Consider the following 23,361-nt stretch of genomic DNA (forward strand, 5'->3'; position numbering starts at 1 on the left):
CGTCCGCGGCGGGACCCCGTCAGTCCTGCGCCCACGCCGTGAGCAGGCCCGCCAGGCCGTCGGCCGCCCTGTCGGCGTCCCGCCCGGTGCCCCGGGCGCTCGGCGCGAGTTCCAGGTGCACGAACGTCACGTGCTGCCGCTGCGCCGCCTTGCCCTGGACGTTCGTCCGGCCTTCCAGGCGGCAGCGGGCGGACCAGCCCCGGCAGACCCGCAGCCCTTCCGCCTCGAAGCGGTCGGCCAGCGCGACGACCTCGGCGGGCGCGCTCTGGACGGCGCCGGTGGACAGGACGGCGTCGTAGCGGTCGTCCTCGTCGTCCTCCCCCTGTTCCTCGGCGAACCCGTGCAACTGGACCCCGGGCACACCCCGCTTCTGCAGCTCCACGACGATGGCGTGGAACGCGCTGTCCTCACGGTGGGCGACGTCGGCGGCGTCCGTGCGGCCGGCCCGGCGGTGCGCGCCGGCCAGGACCAGCGCTCCGCCCGTGTTGTCCTCCAGCAGGCGCAGGCCGAGCCGCTCGGTGCCCCGGTCGGACACCGGGTGCGGCACCTGTGCGCTCCAGCGGACCCTGGAGTCGGCGTTCAGGTACAGCCGGCCCCAGTGCGCGCTGTCGCCGTGACCGGTGGCGGCGATCTCGTCGTAGCGGCGGCCGGAGGGGGTGTCGGTGAGCCGGGTCACCTTGAGGCCGATCGGAGCGAGGAGGTGTTCCGCCGTGCGGGCGTCGCCCGTCAGGAGGCGTCCGACGGCCCGGGCCAGTTGCTCGCGCTGCTCGCCGTCGGGTGGCGTGTAGGGGGCGTCGGGTCGGAACGTCGCCGTGTACGACAGGACCCGGCTGCTGAGGTCCACCAGTTCCTTCGCCGAGGGTTCGGTCCGCCCGGCCGGTCGGTCGGGGGCCGATCCGCAACCGGAGAGGGGGAGGAACAGCGCCAAAACGCCCACCAGGGAGAACATGCGAAGGGATAGTGATGCTTTTGTGATGTTTACTCCGAGGATACGTGAGCAGCGCATGTGACCATGAATCGGTGACATTCCGTAAGTCTCTCCCTACGGGCCGGATGGCGGCCATTCTGCTGGCGGCCGCGCTGACCGCTTCCTGTGCGTCAGGGACCGAAGGGGCGCAGGCGAAGCCGGGCGGGCGATCGTTCACGGTGGCCGCCGCTGGTGACATTCTCATCCACCCCGAGATCGTCGAACAGGCGGCCAAGGACGCCGAGGAGACCGGCAAGGGGATCGAGGGACTGGACTTCGGGCCGCTGCTCGCCGGGGCGAAGCCGGTCATCAGCAAGGCCGACCTGGCGATCTGTCACATGGAGACGCCGGTGGGCGAACCGAAGGGCCCCTTCGAGGGCTACCCCGAGTTCCTGGTCCCGCCGCAGATCCTCACCACCTTGAAGGACGTCGGGTACGACACCTGCTCGACGGCGTCCAACCACTCCTTCGACCACGGCATGAAGGGCGTGCGCAACACGCTGGACGCCATGGACGAGGTGGGCCTCGGCCACACCGGTTCGGCGCGCTCGCGCGAGGAGTCACAGAAGATCAACATCCGCGAGGTCAACGGCGTCAAGGTCGCCCACCTCGCCTATTCGTGGGAGTCGTTCCTCAACCCCACGCCCAAGAAGGAGTCCTGGGCCTTCAACCGGCTCGACACCGATGCGATCAAGAAGGCCGAGACCCGGGCACGTCAGCAGGGCGCCGAGGTGGTGATCCTCTCGGTGCACTGGGGGCTCGAGCACTACAACGAGCCCAGCGTCCCGCAGCTGGAGCTGGCCCGGCGCCTCACCGAGGAGACCGGGATCGACCTGGTGATCGGGCACCACGCCCACGTGGTGCAGCCCATCCAGAAGCTCAACGGCACCTGGATCGCGTACGGACTCGGCAACCAGGTCGCCCGCCACTCCTCACCGACGGGACTGACCGAGGAGGGGGCCATCGGCTGGTTCGAGTTCCGGGAGACCGCCCACGGCTGGGACGTCAAGGCGCGCTACCGCACCACGATGGTGGACATCCCGCCGGAGGTGGAGGCGGGACAGAAGGTGCCCGCCGGCGCGGTGCAGGACATCCGGCTGGTGGACGTGCAGACGGCACTGGACCACCCCGACGGGCTGTCCGAGGAGCGGCAGGCCCGCTACCGGCTCGCCGCGGACCGGACCAGCGGGTTCCTCTACAACCGGGGGGCTCCCGGGGGCGACGGTCTCGCACCGCTCTCGCTCAAGGAGTGAGCAGACCCACATTCCCGCATGGTGCCGCGGACGCAACCCCGGCCCCGTGAACCAGTCTTTTGTCAGAGAGCGCCTCATGAGCCGGCTGGAACGCCGTCTCACGATGCGTACTGAACGCGTGTAGAGACCGAGGATGGTCATCGGTGACATCGAGCAGGGCCGCGGGTGCGGCGCACGGACGGCGCCGCAGCCGCAGACGAGCGGACATGCCGCTGCTCGGTGGCATCCGGCCGCCGATCGCCGTGCTGTGCGTGCTGATCCTCGCGCTGGCCGGGCTGACGGCCCAAGTGCTCGGTCCCGGGGGTGAGCCCGTCGTGCCGAAGGCGGTGCTCTCCTCGCAGCAGCACTTCGCGGAGGACGGGGCGATCGCCCTCCGCGCCTCCGTCGACGAACGGGTCACCGACCTGCGGCGCACCGCCGACGCGCTGAACGCGGGCGGGCCGGCCGAGCCGGAGCGCGTGCTGTCCGACCTGAGCAAGACCTACCAGAAGTGGACCGGCACCACCGTGCTGGACCTCAAGAGCGGCGACGTGCTCGCGGCGCGCGGCGAGCCGATCCCGCTCGCCTGGCTGAAGAAGGACGACCTCACCGGTGACCGCGCGCTGACCCCGCGCATGGTGCGGCTGGAGACCGGTGACGTCCGCCTGATGACGATGGCCGTGCTGGACCGCAAGGGCCAGTCGCAGCAGTTGCTCATCGCCTCCAACAGCCTGGCCGTGCCCGCCATCAACCTCGGCCCGTTCCGCACCATGGCCGTCGTGGCGCGGGACGGCGAGGTCCTCGCGACGGCGGGCTTCGAGCAGTCCGAGGCGCTCAACTCCGATCAGGAGCGCAAGGAACTCTCCTTCCAGCAGAAGCAGATGGGCGTGCTGGCCGACCGGGCGGCACAGCTGACCGACCGGCACCCCGCCGCCGCCAAGGAGCCGGGCTCCCGCGGCTACCCGGGCGTCAGCGGCACCCTGCTCGGCGACGACTACAACGGCCGTGTCTCCACCGCCGGATACGCCTCCCTCGCCTCCTCCGACCCGGCTGACAAGGAGAGCGTCGCCGCGGGACTCGGCCTCACCGTCGTCGCCCTGCTGCCCGTCGTCCAGCAGCAGACCGCGGCCGACGCCGGCCGGGGTCTGTACGGCCTGATCGCGGCCGGGGCCCTGGTGGTGGTCGGCATGCTGTCCGCCCTGGTGCTCTGGGCGAGCGTCCAGCGCCCGCTGCTGCGGCTGTTCCTGGAGTCCCGGCGCCTCGCCCGCGGCGACCTGACCCGCCCCGTCGGCGTGCCCGGCTGGGGTGAGGTCGCCCGCATCGGTTCCGCCCTGGAACGGCTGCGGGTACAGCTCGGCGGCCCGGAGGGCGAGGGCGGCGCGGGCCGCGGCGGCAGGGCCACCCGGTTCGGGGTGCGCGTGCCCCTCGCGCTGACCGCCGTCCTGCTCCTGCTGTGGTGCGTGCCCGTGGGCCTGCTGCTGAACCGCACCGACGGCTCGGTCAGCATCCCCGCCAGCCTGGTCAACGACCAGCGCGACCGCACCGACCTGGTGGCCGACCGGGTCCGCAGGGCGCTGAACGAGGCCCAGGCCGACCTGGTCTCCACCTCCCGCCTCCTCGACGTGAAGGACACCGCCGCCGACACCGCGCTGCTGCAGGACGCGCTGCGCGAGCACACCCGGTACCAGGCCCTCTACGTCGTCGACGACGACGGGAGGACCGTCACCCGGGCCGGCGGCGACCCCCACGCCTGGAGCGACGACAAGGACCTGCCGCTGGTGAGGGTGTCCGGCGAGGGCGGCCGCACCCCCGTGCTCCAGGCCGGGGCGTCCGTGCCCGGGCACAAGGGCCTCACCCTGGTCGGTGAGATACGGGTCCAGTTCCTCAACGCCCTGCTGACCCGTCCCGGTCTCGGTGAGGTCAGGGTCGTGGACTCCGGGACCCGGACCCTGGCCTCCAGCCGCGGCTTCCTCGCCTTCGAGAAACTGCCGAACAACGCCCTCACCGACCTGGTCCGGGCCGGCACCGTGCAGGTGGGCTCCGGCGCCGTCGAGAACGGACTGCTCCTGCGCGACGGCGGCAAGGTCACCGTCGCCGCGGCGGCCCCCTTCTCCGGCGGCGGCGTCGCGTCCGACATCGGCTGGACCGTCGTCAGCTGGCAGAACGCCAACGGCTTCCGGATCACCGCCTACGAGCGCGAGGACCGCAGCGTGCTCGCCGGCCTGCTCGGCCTCGCCGCGATCATCGTGAGTCTGGGCTGGGTGTACCTGGTGGTCGCCCGGCCGCTGCGGGCCCTGGCGGCCGACGCCGAGAAGCTGGCCGACGGCGACCTCAAGACCGTGCACTACCCGCGCTACCAGGACGAGGTGGGCGCCGTCGTCCGCAGCCTGGAACTGATCCGCCAGCAGGTGCAGGCACGCAGACAGCAGCAGGCCCGCCCACCCGCCGATCACCGGCTCGGCGCCGGAGGAAAGTGACTCCCCGTGCTCTACCTCTACTTCGTCCTGCTGGTGTGCAGCCTGTTCCTGCTCGTCGCGGGCATCGTGGAGCAGCGACGGCACTACGCCGCCCTGCACTCCATACCCTCGCGGGTGCTGGTCAACGGCATCCGCGGCAAGTCGTCCATCACCCGGCTGTGCGCCGGTGCCCTGCGCGGCGGTGACCTGGTCACCGTCGCCAAGACGACCGGTACGGCGGCGCGCTTCATCCACCCGGACGCCACCGAGGAACCGGTCTACCGCAAGTTCGGCATCGCCAACGTGGTGGAGCAGATCGGCATCGTCCGCCGCGCCGCCACCTACCGGCCCGACGCCCTGGTCATCGAGTGCATGGCGGTCATGCCCGCCCTGCAGGAGGTCAACCAGAGCAAGCTGATCCGGTCGACGATCGGCGTGCTGTGCAACGTCCGCGAGGACCACCTCGCCGAGATGGGCCCGACCCTCGACGACGTGGCCCGTTCGCTGTGCCGCTCGATGCCGCAGGACGGCATCTGCGTCACCGCCGAGAAGGAGCGCTTCCACATCCTCCAGGAGGAGGCCGACGCCCGGAACTGCCGGCTGATCTACGCCGACCCCGAGATGGTCACCGACGAGGAGCTGCGCGGCTTCAGCTGGTTCACGTTCAAGGAGAACGTCGCCATCGCCCTGGTCGTCGCCGAACTCCTCGGCGTGGAGCGGCAGACCGCCCTCCAGGGCATGTACGACGCGCCGCCGGACCCCGGCGTGCTCTCCGTGGACCGGTACGTGGCCGAGGGCAAGCGGGTGGCCTTCGCCAACGTCTTCGCGGCCAACGACCCCGAGTCGACGCTGATGAACATCAACCAGTTGCTCGACCTCGGCGCCATCCGCCGCCCCCTGAACGTCGTGATCAACTGCCGTCCGGACCGGGTGGAGCGCAACGGGCAGATGGGCGAGATCATCCCCGCCCTCGAACCGGACAACGTCTTCGTCATCGGGCATCCGGCCAAGAGCGCCATCGACGCCATCCCGGCGCAGTGGCGGGACCGGGCGGTCGATCTCGGGGGCGAGCGGCGCTCCGCCGACGAGTTCATGCCGGTGCTGCTGGGCCGCATGTCCGACGACTCCTCCCTCGTCGCCATCGGCAACATCCACGGGCAGGGCGAGGAACTGCTGGAGTACCTGGCCGAGCTGCCGCCGGACGAGAGCGACACCGGTCGCCGGACGGAGCCGAGCCCGGTCGCCCAGGTCCCGGCCCAGGCACCGCGGCTGGACCCGTACGCGTCGTACCCGACGGCGTACGAGGAGCGCTACCAGGCCTCCCGCACCCAGGAGATCCCCCTGGTCCGCCTGCCCGCCGACCCGGCGGTGCCCCACGGACGGCAGGACCCGTCGGATCAGCAGTACGCGCAGTACGCGCAGTACCCGCAGTACGCACAGCAGGAGCAGCACGCCCCGCAGTACGACGAGTACACCGACGCCTCGTGGACCGCGCAGCCGGAGCCCTCGTTCTTCACCCCCCGGCGGAACTGGCCGCCGTCCGGCCAGGCCCACGACGACCTCCCCGACGACCCCTACGGCGGACCCCGGCACCCGGCCGGTGAGGGCGGCGGACCGCCCCCGCGTCCCTGACCCCTTCGCGGGCCCCAGCCCTCACCCACCCCGTACACCTGCCCGGAGACTTCGTTGACCACCGCCGCACTGACCCCCGAGATGGCCGCCCTCGGCATCGCCGTCGGCCTGTTCTTCTCGCTGCTGTGCTACCTGACCACCAACCTGTCGCCCGGCGGCATGATCACGCCCGGCTGGCTGGCCCTCACCCTGATCGAGGACCTGCAGCGCGCGGCGATGGTGGTGGGGGTCACCGCCCTGACCTACGCGGGCACCAAGGTCATGCAGCGGCTGGTGATCCTCTACGGCAAGCGCCTGTTCGCCGCGGTGGTCCTCCTGGGCGTGCTGCTCCAGGCCACCGTGATGATCGTGCTGTCGCTGGAGTTCCCGCTGATGTACGGCAACCAGACCCTGGGCTTCATCGTGCCCGGCCTCATCGCCTACCAGATGGTGCGCCAGCCCAAGGGGGCCACCCTGCTGGCCACCGGCACGGTCTCCCTGATGGCCTACATCGTCATCGCCGCCGGCCTGTTGCTCGGCGTCATGCCCACCGTCTGACCGCAACCGAGGAGTAAACCGATGGCAGGGAAAGGCAAGAAGAAGTCGCGTCCGGTCGTCTCGGGTCTGGTGGTGCTGGCCCTGGTCGGGGTCTCCGGCTTCCTCACGGTCGAACTGCGCAAGCAGGAGCCGGACGGGATCACCGAGGTCCGTGACATCGGGGTCCTGGACGGCAAGGGCGGCTCGGGCGGCAGGTCCGGCGACCGCGGCGAGGTCAGGTGGGACCGGCTGGAGAACCCCGCGCGCTCGGTGCTGCGCGGTGCCGACGGCCAGATCGACGGCGTGTTCACCGACGGGGCGCGCCTCGCGACCCTGACCGGGCCGGCCCGCACCTTCCAGGAGCCCAGCTCGACCTCCTCCAAGGTCTCCACGACCGACTGGGTCCGGCTCATGCCCAAGCCGTGGAAGAAGGGCTCCGAGACCAGCGCGTGGTTCAAGGAGTGGTACGGCGAGTACCGGGAGAGCAAGGAGGCCGACCTCTTCGCGACGGCCTTCCAGTACGTGGTGGGCGCCCCGGAGAAGAAGGACGAGCAGGGCGTGGCCTACGCCGGCGACGCGAACTTCGGCCCGCTGAACACCACCGGCGCCGAGGGCGGCGACCTGCGCCTGGAGCAGTCCGACTTCTACGACTACCTCGGCATCCGCTACCCCTTCCGGGACGGTGTGGTCGGCACTCCGGAGACCCTGCGCGCCAGGTCCCTGGACTGCTCGGGCTTCATGCGCATGGTGCTGGGGTACCGGGCCCGCTACCCGCTGATGTCCTCGGACACGTCGGGCAACGGCCTGCCCCGCACCGCCAACGGCATGGCCCGTTCCGACGAGGGCGTCGACGTGCTGCCGCTGGCCGGTGTGACGCCGGAGGACCGGCCGTCCGCGATCGACCAGCTCCAGCCCGGCGACCTCGTCTTCTTCAAGCTCGACCAGCGGACCGGCGAGCGGCTGGACCACGTGGGCATGGTGCTCGGCTACGACACCGAGGGCCACCTGATCTTCGTGTCCAGCCGTGAGGAGGTCAACGGACCCACCATCGGCGACGTCGGCGGTGTCTCCCGGCTGGACGGCAACGGCTACTACGCCAAGTCGCTGCGCAGCGCCAAGCGGCTCTGACCGGCCGGCGCCACGCCGCCGCGGCAGCGGACCCCTACTCGCCCGCGGCGGCCGACGCCTGGGTCTCGCCGCGGCGGCGGATCTGCTGGAAGGTGAACTGGGCCAGGTCGTCGCCGGTGGTGAACACCTGGGTGTCCTTGGTGGTGACGTTCTTGCCGTCGGTGAACCCGGTGAGGGTGAAGTAGGCGTAGCGGCCGTAGGAGTTGGTCGTCGAGCGGCACACCGCGCCGTTGCAGAAGGCGGCCACGCCCTTGCCGGACAGGGCCTGCACGAAGCTCTTGCGGTCGGCCTGCTGCTTGGCCTTCAGGGCCTGCGCCTCGGTGTCGAAGACGGCCACGCCGACGGTCACGGCGATGCCGTCGCGGGTGTAGGTGACGCGCATCAGGCGGGTGCAGCCGTTGGCGGTGAGGACGCCGGGCAGGCTGCCCTTGACGGCGGTGGCGCACGCGGTGGTGTCGGCCGTCGGGCCCTTCTTGTACACGTTGGCGCCCATGGTGAGCTGCCGGCCGGGGAACATGATGCCCGGCCCGTTCGGGGCGGTGTCCTTGGCCTTGCTGGCCACGAACTCCTTCGGGTCCAGCGGCGGCGGCGCGCTGGTCGGGGCGAAGGACGGGGTGCCGGATCCGCTCGGCAGCTCCGCGGTCGCGGGCAGCGACGAGGTGGGCCGGCCGGCCTTCCCGTCGTCGTCCGCCGAGACGACGCCCATCGCCACGGCGGTGCCTATGCCGACGACGGCCAGCACGCCCCCGCCGATGAACAGCAGCCTGCGGCGCTTGTTGCGGGTCTCGGACGCCTCGGCGAGTGCCGCCCAGTCCGGGGACTGCCCGCCATCGCCGTCGCTCCACGGCTGCTGCGAGTTCGGTTTCCAAGGGTCCCACTGGGACTGAGGTCCCCCCTGCCCATAGCTCATGGGGCGCATCTTAGACGGGGCCCGGGGTGTGCTGTTCCGCGCCAACGAGCCCATCGGCGCCTAGCGTTGCCCGCGTGACTATGGGCAAAAGCGACATCTTCGGGTGGTTGGTGCAGCGTTCCCCCTGGCCGTGGTGGATCGCGCCGGCGGCGGTCCTGGGCGCCTTGTCCGGACAGGTGGTGAGAGCCACCCCGGACGGCGGCATGGACAACGCGATCGTCGTGCGCGCCGCCCGCACCTGGCTGGCCGGCGGCTCCCCCTACGACGACCCGCACTTCCTCTACCTCCCCGGCGCGGTGCTCGCCGCCGCGCCCCAGGCCCTGCTGCCGCACGCCCTGGTGCGGGTGCTGGTGCCGTGCGCGGTGACCGCGTGCCTGGTGGCGGCGTGGGCCTGCGCGCTGCGGCTGCACCGGGTGCCGCTCGGCAGCCGCTTCGCCGTGCTGGGCCTGACCGCGCTCGCGGCCGGGTTCGCGCCGTTCGCGCACCTGGTGCGGCTCGGCAACTGGACGGTGTCGGCCGCGCTCGCGCTGCCGCTGGCGCTGCTGCTGGCGGGCCGGGAACGGTGGGTCGCGGCGGGCGCGGTGATCGGCGCGACCCTCGCGGTCAAGCCGCTGCTGGCCCCGGTGGCGCTGCTGTTCGTGTGCGCGCGCCGGTGGCGGGCGCTGGCGGTGCTGCTCGCCGTGCCGGCCGTCGTCTCGGTCCTGTGCGCGCTCGCGCTGCCCGACCCGGCGGGCTTCGTCACCCGCACGCTGCCCTTCCTGCTGCACGGCGACGACGCCTTCGTCCGGCTCTACGAGGCCTCCCCGGCGGCGGTGCTGCCGCGGCTCGGGGTGCCCGCGCCCCTCGCCCGGGCCCTGGCGCTGGCGGCCTGCGCGGCGGGGACGGCGTGCGCCTGGCTGCGCTGGCGGCGGGGCGGCCCCGGTCCGCTGCGGCTCGCCGAGGCGGCGTGCGGGCTGATGCTGTCGGCGTTCCTCGTCTCCCGGCCCTCCTACGACCACTACCTGGTCGTCGTCCTGCCGCTGTTGCTGGCCGGCCTGCCGTACGCCGGTTCGGTGGCCCGGGGCCCCTGGTTCTGGCTCGCGCTGGTCCCGCAGCTCCCGGGCGTGACCTGGCCCTTCCTGGAACCGGTGACCCGCAGGGCGTTCCGGGACGCGGCGACCCTGGGCGCCCTGGCCCTGGCGGTCGCCCGCACCGCCCGTCCCGCCGGCACCACCCGCCCCGCCCGTCCCGGGCCCTCGCGCGGCACGGACCCGGCGCCCGGCCGCGCCGGGGCACCGGTGCCGGTATCCTCGGGAACAGGCAGCGATCCCGCGTTTTGACCCGCCAGGTCGGATCCGGGTACTCTGCATCTTCGTTGTGTATTGGCTTGCTCATTCTCACGGGACGGGCCCTTACACCGGTCCACCGGGCCGATGACCAGCGACCAGCACGCGGTTTGCGTCACCGCAGTGCGGTCTGGGCTGTCGTGATCGCTTCGGTGACCTTGTCAGGACCATTCACTGAAGAAGCGAAGGCTACGAACCGTGCGTACGTACAGCCCCAAGCCCGGCGATGTGACGCGTCAGTGGCACGTCATCGACGCTCAGGACGTCGTCCTGGGCCGTCTGGCCTCCACTGCTGCCTCCATCCTGCGTGGCAAGCACAAGCCGATCTACGCGCCTCACGTTGACACGGGTGACTTCGTCATCATCATCAACGCCGACAAGGTGCACCTGTCCGGCAACAAGCGGACCCAGAAGATGGCGTACCGCCACTCCGGCTACCCGGGTGGTCTGCGCTCCGTCCGCTACGACGAGCTGCTGGACAAGAACCCCGAGAAGGCCATCGAGAAGGCCGTCAAGGGCATGCTCCCCAAGAACTCGCTGGGCCGTCAGATGCTCTCGAAGCTGAAGGTCTACAAGGGTGACCAGCACCCGCACGGCGCGCAGCAGCCGCAGCCGTTCGAGATCACCCAGGTCGCGCAGTAAGTCCGGCCACCCCCAAGACTGAAGAGAATCTGAGGAGAACCGTGGCCGAGACCACTGCCGAGCAGCCGCTCGAAGAGCTTGACATCGACAGCTACACCACCGAGTCCGAGGTCCCCGTCGAGGGTGAGTACACCTCGGAGTCGATGGCGTCCCGCTTCGGCGACCCCCAGCCGGCCGCCGGCCTGGGCCGCCGCAAGAACGCCATCGCCCGTGTCCGGATCGTCCCGGGCACCGGCAAGTGGAAGATCAACGGTCGCACCCTCGAGGACTACTTCCCGAACAAGGTGCACCAGCAGGAAGTCAACGAGCCGTTCAAGGTCCTCGAGCTCGAGGGCCGCTACGACGTCATCGCCCGCATCGCGGGTGGCGGCGTCTCCGGTCAGGCCGGCGCCCTGCGCCTCGGTGTGGCCCGTGCGCTGAACGAGGCCGACGTGGACAACAACCGCGGCGCGCTGAAGAAGGCGGGCTTCCTGCGCCGCGACGACCGTGCGGTCGAGCGCAAGAAGGCCGGTCTGAAGAAGGCCCGCAAGGCCCCGCAGTACAGCAAGCGCTAAGCTTCGCTGCCTGCTCGTACGCCTGCGGCCCCCGTGGGGCCCGTACGTACTCCGAACGCCCCGGCGGCACACCACTGTGCCGCCGGGGCGTTCGTGTATCGCCCCCTTCGGGCGTATAACGACACAAGACACTCAAAGGCTTGTGTGATCGGATGTTCACAGGCATGGAATGCCTGGGACGCCGGAGCAGCCGTGCGGGCCGCACCTGGCACGGCTCCGGCGCCCGCGACTGACGCTTCCTCAGGAGGACAAGTGGGACGACTCTTCGGCACGGACGGCGTGCGCGGTGTCGCCAACGCGGATCTGACGGCCGAGATGGCCCTCGGTCTGTCCGTCGCGGCGGCCCACGTGCTGGCCGAGGCGGGCACGTTCGAGGGCCACCGGGCGACCGCGGTGGTCGGACGGGACCCGCGTGCGTCCGGGGAGTTCCTGGAGGCCGCCGTGGTGGCGGGACTGGCCAGCGCGGGCGTGGACGTGCTGCGGGTCGGCGTGCTGCCGACGCCCGCGGTCGCCCACCTCACCGGCGCCCTCGGCGCCGACCTCGGCGTCATGCTCTCCGCCAGCCACAACGCCATGCCGGACAACGGCGTCAAGTTCTTCGCCCGCGGCGGGCACAAGCTCGCCGACGAGCTCGAGGACAAGATCGAGACCGTCTACGAGGAGCACCGGCGCGGCGAGCCGTGGCAGCGGCCGACCGGCGCGGGCGTGGGACGCGTGCGCTCCTACGACGAGGGCTTCGACCGCTACGTCGAGCACCTGATCGGCGTGCTGCCGAACCGGCTCGACGGGCTGCGGATCGTGCTGGACGAGGCGCACGGCGCCGCCGCCGGGGTCTCGCCGGAGGCGTTCCGGCAGGCCGGTGCCGAGGTCGTCACCATCGGCGCCGAGCCGGACGGCCTCAACATCAACGACGGGTGCGGCTCGACCCACCTGGGCCCGCTCAAGGCCGCCGTCGTGGAGCACGGCGCGGACCTGGGCATCGCGCACGACGGCGACGCCGACCGGTGCCTGGCCGTCGACCACACCGGCGCGGAGGTCGACGGCGACCAGATCCTCGCGGTGCTGGCCCTCGCCCTGCGCGAGCGGGGCGTGCTGCGCTCCGACACGGTCGTCGCGACCGTCATGTCCAACCTCGGCTTCAAGCTCGCCCTGGAGCGGGAGGGGCTGCGGCTGGTGCAGACGGCGGTGGGCGACCGGTACGTGCTCGAGGAGATGAAGGAGCACGGCTACGCGCTCGGCGGCGAGCAGTCCGGCCACGTGATCATCCTCGACCACGCGACGACCGGCGACGGCACCCTGACCGGGCTGCTGCTCGCCGCGCGGGTGGCCCAGTCCGGACGGACGCTGCAGGACCTGGCGTCCGTCATGGAGCGCCTGCCGCAGGTGCTGATCAACGTTCCCGACGTCGACAAGTCCCGGGTCACCACCTCGGCCGACCTCGCGGCCGCGGTCGCCGAGGCCGAGCGCGAGCTGGGCGCGACCGGGCGGGTGCTGCTGCGCTCGTCGGGCACCGAGCCGCTGGTGCGCGTGATGGTGGAGGCGGCCGACATCGAGCAGGCCCGGTCGGTGGCCGGCCGGCTGGCCGACGCGGTGAAGTCCGCGCTGGGCTGAGCCCGGTGCGCGGGGGAGGGGCGGGGCCGGACGAGGCCCCGCCCCCTCAAGCGCCCGGCCCCTGCTGCTGGTGTCCCGGCTGCTGCTGCTCCTGCCCCCGCTGCCGTCGGCGCTGCAGTCGCCAGAAGACCTTCTGCGCCGTCAGGGTCAGGGTCCCCGCCAGGACGATGCCCAGCAGGTTGAGCAGGAGCTGCTCGGTCGAGCGGCCGGCCTGGTTGGTGTCGCTGTAGATCAGCGCCACGGCCGCGTTCGCCGCGGCGGGGACCGTCGTCACCGAGATCGCCACGCCCACCAGGGCGCCCGACTTGGCCGACGTCAGGGACAGCATGCCCGCCGCGCCCGCCAGGACCGCCACCACGAACGAGAACCAGTCCGGGGCGTAGATGAAGCCCGTGTTGGGCCGGTCCGCCTCCAACTGGCCCTTGCTGAACAGGCCGACGGCGTCCATGAAGAGGCTGAAGCCCGCCGTCACCGCCATCGCCGCCGCGAAGCCGGCCAGCAGCGCGACCAGTGAGCGCAGCGCCAGCCGCGGGGCCCGCTGCACGATCGCCGTGCAGATGCCCGCCAGGGGCCCGAACTCCGGGCCGACCGCCATCGCGCCCACGATCAGGATCGCGTTGTCCAGGACCACACCGCAGGCCGCGATCATCGTGGCGAGGGTGATGAAGGCGACGTAGGTGACGGAGAGCGTCGACTCCTCGTGGGTCGCCTCGGCCAGGTGCTCCCACAGCACGGCGTCCGCGCCCTCGCCGGGTGCCTCCGCCTCGGCCTCGTCGGCCCGCCTGGACAGCGACAGGTCGATGTTCTCGACGGCGATCGAGCCGGTGCGGTCCAGGCCCAACTTCTGGAGCCCGCCGAGGAGTTCGTCGCCGGCCTCGCGGGCCACGTCGCACAGGACGACGTCGCCGGCGGGGTTGCGGGCGGTGCCCGGCAGCACCACCAGGTGCGTGGTGCCGACGGTCTTCTCGATCAGCCGGACCACGTCCTCGGTGCGGTCGGCCGGCGTGATCAGGCGCAGGTGCAGCATGCCGCCCTTTGTAGCAGGCGGCCCCGAGCCCTCAGAGCTTGCGCAGGCGCAGGCGCTGGACCGTGTGGTCGGGGCCCTTGCGCAGCACCAGGGTGGCGCGGCCGCGGGTGGGCGCGATGTTCTCGACCAGGTTGGGCTTGTTGATCGTGCGCCACAGGCCGCGGGCGTAGTCGAGGGCCTCCTCCTCGGAGACCTGGGTGTACTTGCGGAAGTACGAGTCCGGCTTCTGGAAGGCCGTCTGGCGCAGCTTCTTGAAGCGGTTGAGGTACCAGCGCTCGATGTCCTCGGCGCTCGCGTCGACGTACACGCTGAAGTCGAAGTAGTCGGCGAGGCCGACGCGGGTGCGGCCGTCCGTGCCGGGCAGCGCCGGCTGGAGCACGTTCAGGCCCTCGACGATCAGGATGTCGGGCCGGCGCACGGTGAGCTTCTCGCCCGGGACGATGTCGTAGATCAGGTGGGAGTAGACCGGGGCGGTCACCTCGTGCTTGCCGGCCTTGATGTCGGCGACGAAGCGGGTCAGGGCGCGGCGGTCGTAGGACTCGGGGAAGCCCTTGCGGGACATCAGGCCGCGGGCCTCCAGCTCCCGGGTGGGCAGCAGGAAGCCGTCGGTGGTGACCAGCTCCACGCGCGGGTGCTCCGGCCAGCGGGAGAGCAGGGCCTGCAGCAGCCGGGCCACGGTCGACTTGCCGACCGCGACCGACCCGGCGACGCCTATCACGAAGGGGGTGCCGGACTGGGAGCCCTGTTCGCCGAGGAAGGTGTTCAGGGCGCTGCGCAGGCCGTCCGTGGCGCCGACGTAGAGGTTGAGCAGCCGGGACAGCGGCAGGTAGATGTCCCGCACCTCGTCCAGGTCGATGACGTCACCGAGGCCGCGCAGCTTCTCGACCTCCTCGGCGGTCAGCGGCAGCGGCGTCTTGTCGCGCAGCGCGCTCCACTCCGTACGGGTGAGGTCGACGTAGGGAGTCGCCTCCGGCCGCTGCCGGTGGGCGCTCCGGGGCATCGGGGGGACCGGAGAGATCACAGTCCATTGTTAACGGAGTTCGAACGGCGTGGCGGGTGGGGTCCGTCACGCTGTGCGGGACGGGCGTCCGCGCGGGGTCGTACGGGCGCGGGAATTTCCGGAATCGGGCACGCAGGGGCCGATTTCGGCGGCGTTAGGACCGTAGGCTGCCGCGCATGTGCGGAATCGTGGGTTACGTGGGGGCGCAGTCTGCGCTCGATGTCGTGATGGCCGGACTGAAGCGGCTGGAGTACCGCGGCTACGACTCGGCGGGCGTCGCCGTGCCGGCCGACGGGGGACTCGCCGCGGCGAAGAAGGCCGGCAAGCTCGTCAATCTGGAGAAGGAGCTGGTCGACCGGCCGCTGCCGACGGGGACGACCGGGATCGGGCACACCCGCTGGGCCACGCACGGCGGGCCCACCGACGCCAACGCCCACCCGCACCTGGACAACGCCGGGCGCGTGGCCGTCGTGCACAACGGCATCATCGAGAACTTCGCCGTGCTGCGCGCCGAGCTGGCCGAGCGCGGGCACGAGCTGGTCTCGGAGACCGACACGGAGGTCGTCGCGCACCTGCTGGCCGAGGAGTTCTCGTCCTGCGCCGACCTCGCCGAGGCGATGCGGCTGGTGTGCCGGCGGCTGGAGGGCGCGTTCACCCTGGTCGCCGTGCACGCGGACGAGCCGGACGTGGTGGTCGGCGCGCGGCGCAACTCGCCGCTCGTGGTCGGTGTCGGCGAGGGTGAGTCCTTCCTCGCCTCGGACGTCGCCGCGTTCATCGAGCACACCCGCCAGGCCGTCGAACTCGGCCAGGACCAGGTCGTGGAGCTGCGCCGCGACGGGGTGACGGTCACCGGCTTCGACGGGCGTCCGGCGGACGTGCGGACGTACCACGTGGACTGGGACGCGTCGGCCGCGGAGAAGGGCGGCTACGACTACTTCATGCTGAAGGAGATCGCCGAGCAGCCCAAGGCGGTCGCCGACACCCTGCTGGGCCGGATCGACGCGGCGGGCTCGCTGAGCCTGGACGAGGTGCGGATCAGCGCCGCGGAGCTGCGTGAGGTCGACAAGGTCGTCATCGTCGCCTGCGGTACGGCCTTCCACGCCGGGATGATCGCCAAGTACGCCATCGAGCACTGGACGCGGATCCCCTGCGAGGTGGAGCTGGCCAGCGAGTTCCGCTACCGGGACCCGATCCTCGACTCCCGCTCCCTGGTCATCGCGATCTCCCAGTCCGGCGAGACCATGGACACGCTGATGGCGCTGCGCCACGCGCGCGAGCAGGGCTCCCGGGTGCTGGCGATCTGCAACACCAACGGCTCGACGATCCCGCGCGAGTCGGACGCGGTGCTCTACACGCACGCCGGACCGGAGGTCGCCGTCGCCTCGACGAAGGCGTTCCTCACCCAGCTGGTCGCCTGCTACCTGGTCGCGCTGTACCTCGGGCAGGTGCGCGGCACCAAGTGGGGCGACGAGATCCGCGCGGTGATCCGGGACCTGTCGCAGATCGCGGGTGCGGTGGACCGGGTGCTGGAGACCATGGAGCCGGTGCGCGAGCTGGCCCGGTCCCTCGCCGACAAGGACACGGTGCTGTTCCTCGGCCGGCACGTGGGCTACCCGGTCGCGCTGGAGGGCGCCCTGAAGCTGAAGGAGCTCGCCTACATGCACGCCGAGGGCTTCGCGGCGGGCGAGCTGAAGCACGGGCCGATCGCGCTGATCGAGGAGGACCTGCCCGTGGTCGTCGTGGTGCCCTCGCCGCGCGGCCGGTCCGTGCTCCACGACAAGATCGTCTCCAACATCCAGGAGATCCGGGCGCGCGGTGCCCGCACGATCGTCATCGCGGAGGAGGGCGACGAGGCGGTGACGCCGTACGCCGACCACCTGGTCCGCATCCCCGCGACCCCGGTGCTGCTGCAGCCGCTGGTGGCGACCGTGCCGCTGCAGGTGTTCGCCTGCGAACTGGCCACCGCCCGGGGCAACGAGGTCGACCAGCCGCGCAACCTGGCGAAGTCGGTCACGGTCGAGTAGGCCGTCCTCGGCGCGCGCAAGGCCCCGGCCGGGAGGGACAGTTGCTCCGGCCGGGGCCTTCCCGCGGGCCCGCGCCCGGAACCCGGCCCGCGCGGCGTCGCCGTACCCGGCGTGGGCCCTTCGCCGCCCGTAGGGTGCTGCGCATGAGCATCATCGGGGTCGGTATCGACGTGGCCGAGATCGAGCGGTTCGCCGCGTCGCTGGAACGTACGCCCGGGCTGGCGCAACGGCTCTTCGTGGAGCGGGAGTTGCTGCTGCCGAGCGGGGCACGGCGCGGGGTGGCGTCGCTGGCGGCGCGGTTCGCGGCGAAGGAGGCGGTGGCCAAGGCGCTGGGGGCTCCCGGCGGGCTGCTGTGGACGGACGCGGAGGTCTTCGTCGAGGCCAGCGGGCAGCCACGGCTGCGGGTGCGCGGGACCGTGGCGGCGCGGGCCGCCGAGCTGGGGGTGCGGGCGTGGCACCTGTCGTTGAGCCACGACGCGGGGATCGCCTCGGCCATGGTGGTCGCGGAGGGGTGACCCACGGTCCGGGGTTCCCCGCGCCGGTCGCGGGCGGTCGGTGTGAGACTGGGGGCCATGCGTACTGCCTATCGCGTCGAGACCGTACGGGCCGCTGAGCGGCAGTTGATGGCACGGCTCCCCGAGGGGGCGCTGATGCAGCGGGCCGCCGCCGGACTGGCCGCCGCCTGCGCCGAGTTGCTGGACCGGGTGTACGGCAGCCGGGTCGTGCTGCTGGTCGGCAGCGGGGACAACGGCGGCGACGCCCTGTACGCCGGGGCCCGGCTGGCCCGGCGCGGGGCGGGGGTCGCGGCCGTGCTGCTGGCACCCGGGCGCGCGCACCCCGCGGGACTCGCGGCGTTCCGCCGCGCCGGGGGCGCCGTTCTCGAGCGGGACCGCGCCGAGGACGCCGTCGCCCGCGCGGACCTGGTCGTCGACGGGATCGTGGGCATCGGCGGGAAGGGCGGACTGCGGCCGGAGGCCGCCGCGCTGGCGCGCGCCGCCGCCGCGTCGCGGGCCGCGGTGGTCGCCGTCGACCTGCCCAGCGGCGTCGAGGCCGACACCGGCGAGGTGCGCGGGGAGGCCGTACGGGCCGACCTGACCGTCACCTTCGGCACGCACAAGCCGGGGCTGCTGATCGACCCGGCGCGCGAGTACGCCGGTTCCGTGCGGCTCGTCGACATCGGGCTGGACCTGCCCCCGGACGGGGCCGAGCTGGAGGCGTTGCAGCACGCCGACGTGGCCCGGCTGCTGCCGACGCCCGCGGCCGAGAGCGACAAGTACCGGCGCGGCGTGGTCGGCGTCGCCGCCGGGTCCGACCGCTACCCGGGCGCCGCCGTCCTGGCCGTCGCCGGGGCCCTGCGGGGCGGCGCCGGGGCCGTGCGGTACGTCGGGGCGGCCGGGGACGCCGTGATCGCCCGCTACCCCGAGACCCTCGTCTCCGACACGGGCCCGGCGAAGGCGGGGCGCGTCCAGGCGTGGGCCGTCGGACCCGGGGCCGGGGAGGACGCGGCCACCGTCGCCGAGGTGGTCGCCGCCGAGGTGCCCGTGCTGATCGACGCGGACGGGCTGCGCCTCGCCGACCGGGACGCCGTGCGCGCCCGCACGGCACCCACCCTCCTGACCCCGCACGCGGGCGAGGCGGCCGCCCTGCTCGGGGTGTCCCGGGCGGAGGTCGAGGCGGGCCGGCTCACCGCGGTGCGGGAGCTGGCCGAGGCCTACGGGGCGACCGTGCTGCTGAAGGGCTCGACCACACTGGTCGCCGACCCCGGCGGCGCGGCGCCGGTCCGGGTGAACGCCACGGGCACGCCCTGGCTGGCGACCGCCGGGAGCGGGGACGTGCTGTCCGGCGTGGCGGGCTCCCTGCTCGCGGCCGGCCTGTCGGCGCGGGACGCCGGGAGCGTGGCGGCCTACCTGCACGGACTGGCCGGAAGGCTCGCGGCGCGGGGCGCGCCGGTGCGGGCGCACCAGGTCGCGGAGGCCGTGAGCATGGCCTGGCGGGACGTCGTACGGGGGTAGGCGGGGCCGAAAGGCCGTACGGAGGGGCGCGTCGGGGGCGGGGAGCCGCTCCGCCACCCCGTCCCGCGGCCGCCCGGGCCGGGATCGCCGGGCCGTCCCTCTGAGACACTGGGCGCGATGAGTGAGACTGCACCACCGCGGGGCGGAACACCGCGCGCCCGCGCCGAGATCGATCTGGCCGCCCTGCGGGCCAACGTGCGCACCCTGCGCGCGAAGGCCCCCGGCGCGGCCTTCATGGCCGTGGTCAAGGCCGACGGCTACGGCCACGGCGCGCTCCCCTGCGCCCGCGCGGCCGTGGCGGCGGGCGCCACCTGGATCGGCACCGCCACGCCCGAGGAGGCCCTGGCGGTCCGCGCGCACGCCGGCCTGCCCGCGGACGTCCGCGTGCTGTGCTGGCTGTGGACGCCGGGCGGCCCCTGGCGGGAGGCCGTCGAGGCCGACGTCGACCTCTCCGTCAGCGACCCGTGGGCGCTGCGCGAGCTGACCGAGGCGCTGCGCGGGACCTCCCGCGTCGCGCGCGTGCAGCTCAAGGCCGACACCGGGCTCGGCCGCAACGGCTGCCAGCCCGACGACTGGCCCGGTCTGGTCGCCGAGGCGCTGCGGGCCGAACGCGCCGGGCTGCTGCGCGTCACCGGCCTGTGGTCCCACTTCGCCTGCGCCGACGAGCCCGGCCACCCCTCCATCGGCGCGCAGCTGTCGCTGTTCCGCGCGATGGTCGCGCACGCCGAGGACCTGGGCGTGCGCCCCGAGGTGCGGCACATCGCCAACTCGCCCGCCACGCTCACCCTGCCCGAGACGCACTTCGACCTGGTGCGCCCCGGCATCGCGATGTACGGCCTCTCGCCCGCCCCGGCCCTCGGCAGCAGCGCCGACCTGGGACTGCGGCCCGTGATGACGCTGTCCGCCTCCCTCGCCCTGGTCAAGGAGGTGCCCGGCGGCCACGGCGTGAGCTACGGCCACCACTACGTCACGCCCGGCGCGACCACGCTGGGCCTCGTCCCGCTCGGGTACGCCGACGGGGTGCCCCGGCACGCCTCGGGCACCGGCCCGGTGCTGGTCGGGGGCAAGTGGCGGACGGTCGCCGGGCGCATCGCCATGGACCAGTTCGTCGTCGACCTGGGGGGCGACCGGCCGGCGCCGGGGGACGAGGCCGTACTGTTCGGCCCCGGTGACCGCGGGGAGCCGACCGCCGAGGACTGGGCGCAGGCCGCGGGCACGATCGGCTACGAGATCGTGACCCGCGTCGGCGCACGGGTGCCCCGCGTCCACGTGAACGAGGGACGAGCGGGGTAACCGCCAGGCAGGGAGTCCCCTCGGGGGGCTTCCCCACGGGGGGACCCCGCCCGGGGCACCGGCCGGACGGCGATGAGGAGCGGTACGTGAGCGAGAGCAGTGCGGAGGGGGTGGCGGGCCTCGCCTCGGCGGCGGTCGCCGCGTCCGCCGCGGGGGCGGCCGGTGGCTGGCGCCGGACCACGGGCCTCGCGGGGGCCGCGCTGGGCGTCCTCGCCGCGGGCGCCGCGGCGGGGGTCGCGATCGAGCGGATGACCGTCGGCCGGGGCATACGCAGGAAGGCCCTCCTCGCCCTGGACTCGGCCGGCCCCTACGGCGCGCTGCGCGGCACGCCCGGCACGGCGTACGCCGACGACGGCACCGAGCTGTACTACGAGGTCGACGAGGTCGAGCCGCCGGCCGCGCTCGCCGGGCGCCGGCGCCGCCTCTTCGGCCGCAAGGAACCCGCCCCGGTCACCGTGGTGTTCAGCCACGGCTACTGCCTCAACCAGGACTCCTGGCACTTCCAGCGGGCGGCGCTGCGGGGCGTCGTGCGCACCGTGCACTGGGACCAGCGCAGCCACGGCCGCTCGGGGCGCGGAGTGGCGCAGGTCCAGGACGACGTGCCGCTCACCATCGACCAGCTGGGCCGCGACCTGAAGGCCGTCCTCGACGCGGCCGTGCCCGACGGGCCGATCGTGCTGGTGGGCCACTCCATGGGCGGGATGACCGTCATGGCGCTGGCCGCGCAGTACCCCGAGCTGATCCGCGAGCGGGTCGTCGCCACGGCCTTCGTGGGGACGTCGTCCGGACGGCTCGGCGAGGTCAACTTCGGGCTGCCGGTGGCCGGCGTCAACGCGGTGCGGCGGGTGCTGCCGGGGGTGCTGCGGGCGCTGGGCCAGCAGGCCGAGCTGGTGGAGCGCGGGCGCCGGGCGACCGCCGACCTGTTCGCGGGGGTCGTCAAGCGGTACTCGTTCGCGTCCCGGGACGTCGACCCGGCCGTCGCCCGGTTCGCCGAGCGGATGATCGAGGGCACGCCCATCGACGTGGTCGCCGAGTTCTACCCGGCCTTCACCGACCACGACAAGACCGAGGCCCTGGCCCGCTTCACGGACCTGCCGGTGCTGGTGCTCGCCGGCATCGGCGACCTGGTCACGCCCAGCGAGCACAGCGAGGCCATCGCCGACCTGCTGCCCGAGGCCGAGCTGGTCCTGGTGCCGGACGCCGGGCACCTGGTGATGCTGGAACACCCCGAAGTGGTCACCGACCGCCTCGCCGACCTGCTCACCCGCGTCGGCGCCGTCCCGGCAGGGGCTACCGTGGGTGGCTATGGAAGCACCAGCAGCACCGCACGACGCGGCTGACCTCCGCCTGACCGTCACCTCCGCCGAGCAGATGCGGGAGCTGGGCCGCGAGCTCGCGAAACTGCTGCGCGCCGGTGACCTCGTGATGCTCAGCGGGGAGCTCGGCGCGGGCAAGACGACCCTCACGCGCGGCCTGGGCGAAGGGCTCGGGGTGCGGGGCGCGGTCACCTCGCCGACGTTCGTGATCGCCCGCGTCCACCCGTCCCTCGGGGACGGCCCGCCGCTCGTCCACGTCGACGCCTACCGGCTCGCCGGCGGGCTCGACGAGATGGAGGACCTCGACCTGGACGTGTCGCTGCCGGACTCGGTGGTCGTCGTGGAGTGGGGCGAGGGCAAGGTCGAGGAGCTGACCGAGGACCGGCTGCACATCACGCTGCACCGCGCGGTGGGCGACACCACGGACGAGGTACGGCACGTCACGCTCACCCCCGTGGGTGAACGGTGGGGCGCCGTCGACCTGGGCGTGCTGGCGGCCTGAGCGCGTTCCCGGCGGCGGGGCCGGGGCGGGCGGGAACGTTTGCCGACAGGGTGTCGGCACGTATTGCGCCGGGAGCGCCGGGCGTGGTCACATGGTATCCAGTTCGTGGTTAGGTCTGCCTAACCACGCCGCCCCCGACCATCAGGAGGCGTCCATGCCCGCGCCCCAGCCCCGGCGGTACCCGGCGTTCTCCCCCGTGGCCGGTTCCACGGGGGGCGCGCCCGTGCCCGCGGTGTCCATGGCCGACCTGCTGGCCTCCTGCGCGGCCGCCGACGCCGTCTCCCGGCCGCCGCGCGCCCCTGAGTCCCACGAACGCCCTGCCGCCCGCGGCCACCGTGAGGCCGCCTGAGCGTGCGCCTGGGGGCTTCGGCCGCCATCTGCCTGCGGTGCCGTCGTGGTTGGTCGCGCAGTTCCCCGCGCCCCTGGGGTGGGTGGCTTCGGCCGTCGTGTGTGTGCGGTGCCGTCGTGGTTGGTCGCGCAGTTCCCCGCGTCCCTGGGGTGGGTGGTCGTGGCGTCGGGGTTCAGGCTCCGTGGGTCTCGGGCCGTGGCGCTGTCAGCGGATCACCACGACCCGCGTGCCGAGCGTCGCGAAGTCCCACAGCGCGTTCCCGTCCGCGCGTGACGCGCGGACGGCGCCCGTCCTGACGTCCGCCCCCGCAGCGGGCGTCGAGCCGTCCACGGCGGCGCTGAACCCGATCGCCAGCCCCTGCGCGGTCGCGAAGCGGACGACGTGTTCCACGGGGGTGCCGTCCGTGCCGGTGATCCGGTTCGCGCGCGAGGTGACCGCGTAGGCGCCCGGCGACGGGTCGAGGGCGCCGGGCGTCACCGTGAAGGTGCGCCGCACCGTGCCGTCCGCGCCGACCAGCCACACCCGGTCGTCGTCCACCGAGTACACGACCCGTTCACCCTTCCCGGAGCCCGACGGCAGCGCGTCCGGCCGGCTGCGGTCGCGGGGCGCCTTGGTGGCGCCGATGCCGGGCGCCTGTGTCGCGCCGGCCCGGTGCGCGAGGTCGGCGGGCACGTGCGCCGCCGCCTGCCAGGCGAGGAAGCCGACGGTCGCCAGGGCCGCCGCGGTGAGCCCGGCCACGATCCCCGCGCTGCTGCTTGCCACCTGCGCCCACCTCTGCCTCGGCTCGTACGGACGTACCGTGTCGCACGGAATCGCCGTGTTGTACGGGTGTGTCGGGATATGTAGGGATGTGGGGCGACGTTAG

The 23,361-nt window shown here is 73.2% G+C and carries 21 protein-coding genes; 16 read left to right on the forward strand and 5 right to left on the reverse strand.

Annotated elements, in window-relative coordinates; translation table 11 throughout:
- Positions 1–19 precede the first annotated feature (19 nt).
- A complete protein-coding gene (locus E4U91_RS20775; protein WP_241678640.1) occupies positions 20–949 on the reverse strand; it encodes a hypothetical protein in 930 nt (309 codons plus the stop codon).
- Positions 950–1,053: 104 nt separating this feature from the next.
- On the opposite strand from E4U91_RS20775, the gene E4U91_RS20780 reads away from it, so the two are divergent.
- The 5 genes from E4U91_RS20780 to E4U91_RS20800 all read left to right on the forward strand — a co-directional run bounded on the left by E4U91_RS20780 (position 1,054) and on the right by E4U91_RS20800 (position 7,931).
- Positions 1,054–2,220 carry a CapA family protein gene (locus tag E4U91_RS20780; protein WP_137308223.1) on the forward strand — a complete coding sequence of 389 codons (1,167 nt, stop codon included), beginning with the start codon at positions 1,054–1,056 and terminating at the stop codon, positions 2,218–2,220.
- Between the two features lie 206 nt (positions 2,221–2,426).
- Positions 2,427–4,676 (forward strand): HAMP domain-containing protein, encoded by a 2,250-nt coding sequence (locus tag E4U91_RS20785; protein ID WP_174867942.1) that lies wholly within the window; start codon positions 2,427–2,429, stop codon positions 4,674–4,676.
- A 6-nt stretch (positions 4,677–4,682) separates the two neighbouring features.
- The gene (gene pgsB / locus E4U91_RS20790; RefSeq protein WP_137308225.1) at positions 4,683–6,287 is read left to right on the forward strand and encodes a poly-gamma-glutamate synthase PgsB; all 1,605 of its coding nucleotides are present in this window, start codon (positions 4,683–4,685) and stop codon (positions 6,285–6,287) included.
- A 54-nt stretch (positions 6,288–6,341) separates the two neighbouring features.
- Entirely contained in the window at positions 6,342–6,824 is a 483-nt protein-coding gene (locus E4U91_RS20795; protein WP_137308226.1) for a poly-gamma-glutamate biosynthesis protein PgsC/CapC, read from the forward strand.
- A gap of 21 nt (positions 6,825–6,845) precedes the next feature.
- Positions 6,846–7,931, forward strand: coding sequence for a C40 family peptidase (locus E4U91_RS20800; protein ID WP_137308227.1), 1,086 nt, complete (start codon positions 6,846–6,848; stop codon positions 7,929–7,931).
- A gap of 34 nt (positions 7,932–7,965) precedes the next feature.
- Here the strand turns inward: E4U91_RS20800 and E4U91_RS20805 are convergent, their stop codons facing one another.
- Positions 7,966–8,841, reverse strand: coding sequence for a hypothetical protein (locus tag E4U91_RS20805; protein WP_137308228.1), 876 nt, complete (start codon positions 8,839–8,841; stop codon positions 7,966–7,968).
- An 80-nt stretch (positions 8,842–8,921) separates the two neighbouring features.
- On the opposite strand from E4U91_RS20805, the gene E4U91_RS20810 reads away from it, so the two are divergent.
- The 4 genes from E4U91_RS20810 to glmM all read left to right on the forward strand — a co-directional run bounded on the left by E4U91_RS20810 (position 8,922) and on the right by glmM (position 12,973).
- Complete coding sequence (locus E4U91_RS20810) at positions 8,922–10,160, forward strand: glycosyltransferase family 87 protein (RefSeq protein ID WP_137310925.1); 1,239 nt, start codon at positions 8,922–8,924, stop codon at positions 10,158–10,160.
- A 204-nt stretch (positions 10,161–10,364) separates the two neighbouring features.
- Complete coding sequence (gene rplM / locus E4U91_RS20815; RefSeq protein ID WP_137303147.1) at positions 10,365–10,808, forward strand: 50S ribosomal protein L13; 444 nt, start codon at positions 10,365–10,367, stop codon at positions 10,806–10,808.
- Between the two features lie 41 nt (positions 10,809–10,849).
- A complete protein-coding gene (gene rpsI, locus E4U91_RS20820) occupies positions 10,850–11,362 on the forward strand; it encodes a 30S ribosomal protein S9 (protein WP_067240319.1) in 513 nt (170 codons plus the stop codon).
- A 252-nt stretch (positions 11,363–11,614) separates the two neighbouring features.
- Positions 11,615–12,973, forward strand: coding sequence for a phosphoglucosamine mutase (glmM, locus tag E4U91_RS20825; protein WP_137308229.1), 1,359 nt, complete (start codon positions 11,615–11,617; stop codon positions 12,971–12,973).
- Positions 12,974–13,019: 46 nt separating this feature from the next.
- On the opposite strand, the gene E4U91_RS20830 is transcribed toward glmM, so the two are convergent.
- Entirely contained in the window at positions 13,020–14,000 is a 981-nt protein-coding gene (locus E4U91_RS20830; RefSeq protein WP_137308230.1) for a DUF389 domain-containing protein, read from the reverse strand.
- Between the two features lie 31 nt (positions 14,001–14,031).
- Positions 14,032–15,000: a type I pantothenate kinase gene (coaA, locus tag E4U91_RS20835; RefSeq protein ID WP_168218137.1), complete on the reverse strand. Its 969-nt coding sequence runs from the start codon at positions 14,998–15,000 to the stop codon at positions 14,032–14,034.
- 176 nt (positions 15,001–15,176) lie between these two features.
- On the opposite strand from coaA, the gene glmS reads away from it, so the two are divergent.
- From glmS to E4U91_RS20870, 7 genes are all read left to right on the forward strand, one after another.
- The gene (gene glmS, locus E4U91_RS20840) at positions 15,177–17,024 is read left to right on the forward strand and encodes a glutamine--fructose-6-phosphate transaminase (isomerizing) (protein ID WP_137308232.1); all 1,848 of its coding nucleotides are present in this window, start codon (positions 15,177–15,179) and stop codon (positions 17,022–17,024) included.
- A gap of 143 nt (positions 17,025–17,167) precedes the next feature.
- Entirely contained in the window at positions 17,168–17,539 is a 372-nt protein-coding gene (locus E4U91_RS20845; protein ID WP_137303139.1) for a holo-ACP synthase, read from the forward strand.
- A gap of 57 nt (positions 17,540–17,596) precedes the next feature.
- The gene (locus tag E4U91_RS20850) at positions 17,597–19,036 is read left to right on the forward strand and encodes an NAD(P)H-hydrate dehydratase (RefSeq protein WP_137308233.1); all 1,440 of its coding nucleotides are present in this window, start codon (positions 17,597–17,599) and stop codon (positions 19,034–19,036) included.
- 117 nt (positions 19,037–19,153) lie between these two features.
- The gene (gene alr, locus E4U91_RS20855; protein WP_137308234.1) at positions 19,154–20,329 is read left to right on the forward strand and encodes an alanine racemase; all 1,176 of its coding nucleotides are present in this window, start codon (positions 19,154–19,156) and stop codon (positions 20,327–20,329) included.
- A gap of 86 nt (positions 20,330–20,415) precedes the next feature.
- On the forward strand, positions 20,416–21,669 hold the full coding sequence (locus E4U91_RS20860; RefSeq protein WP_137308235.1) for an alpha/beta fold hydrolase: 1,254 nt from the start codon (positions 20,416–20,418) through the stop codon (positions 21,667–21,669).
- A complete protein-coding gene (tsaE, locus tag E4U91_RS20865) occupies positions 21,635–22,147 on the forward strand; it encodes a tRNA (adenosine(37)-N6)-threonylcarbamoyltransferase complex ATPase subunit type 1 TsaE (protein ID WP_137308236.1) in 513 nt (170 codons plus the stop codon). The genes E4U91_RS20860 and tsaE overlap by 35 nt, the downstream gene beginning before the upstream one ends.
- Before the next feature lie 154 nt (positions 22,148–22,301).
- Positions 22,302–22,496, forward strand: coding sequence for a hypothetical protein (locus E4U91_RS20870; RefSeq protein WP_137308237.1), 195 nt, complete (start codon positions 22,302–22,304; stop codon positions 22,494–22,496).
- A gap of 204 nt (positions 22,497–22,700) precedes the next feature.
- Here E4U91_RS20870 and E4U91_RS20875 read toward each other — a convergent pair whose 3' ends face one another.
- Positions 22,701–23,258 carry a L,D-transpeptidase gene (locus tag E4U91_RS20875; RefSeq protein ID WP_137308238.1) on the reverse strand — a complete coding sequence of 186 codons (558 nt, stop codon included), beginning with the start codon at positions 23,256–23,258 and terminating at the stop codon, positions 22,701–22,703.
- Between the last annotated feature and the right edge of the window lie 103 nt (positions 23,259–23,361).

This window comes from Streptomyces lasalocidi (assembly GCF_005280215.1).
Lineage (GTDB): Bacteria > Actinomycetota > Actinomycetes > Streptomycetales > Streptomycetaceae > Streptomyces > Streptomyces longwoodensis.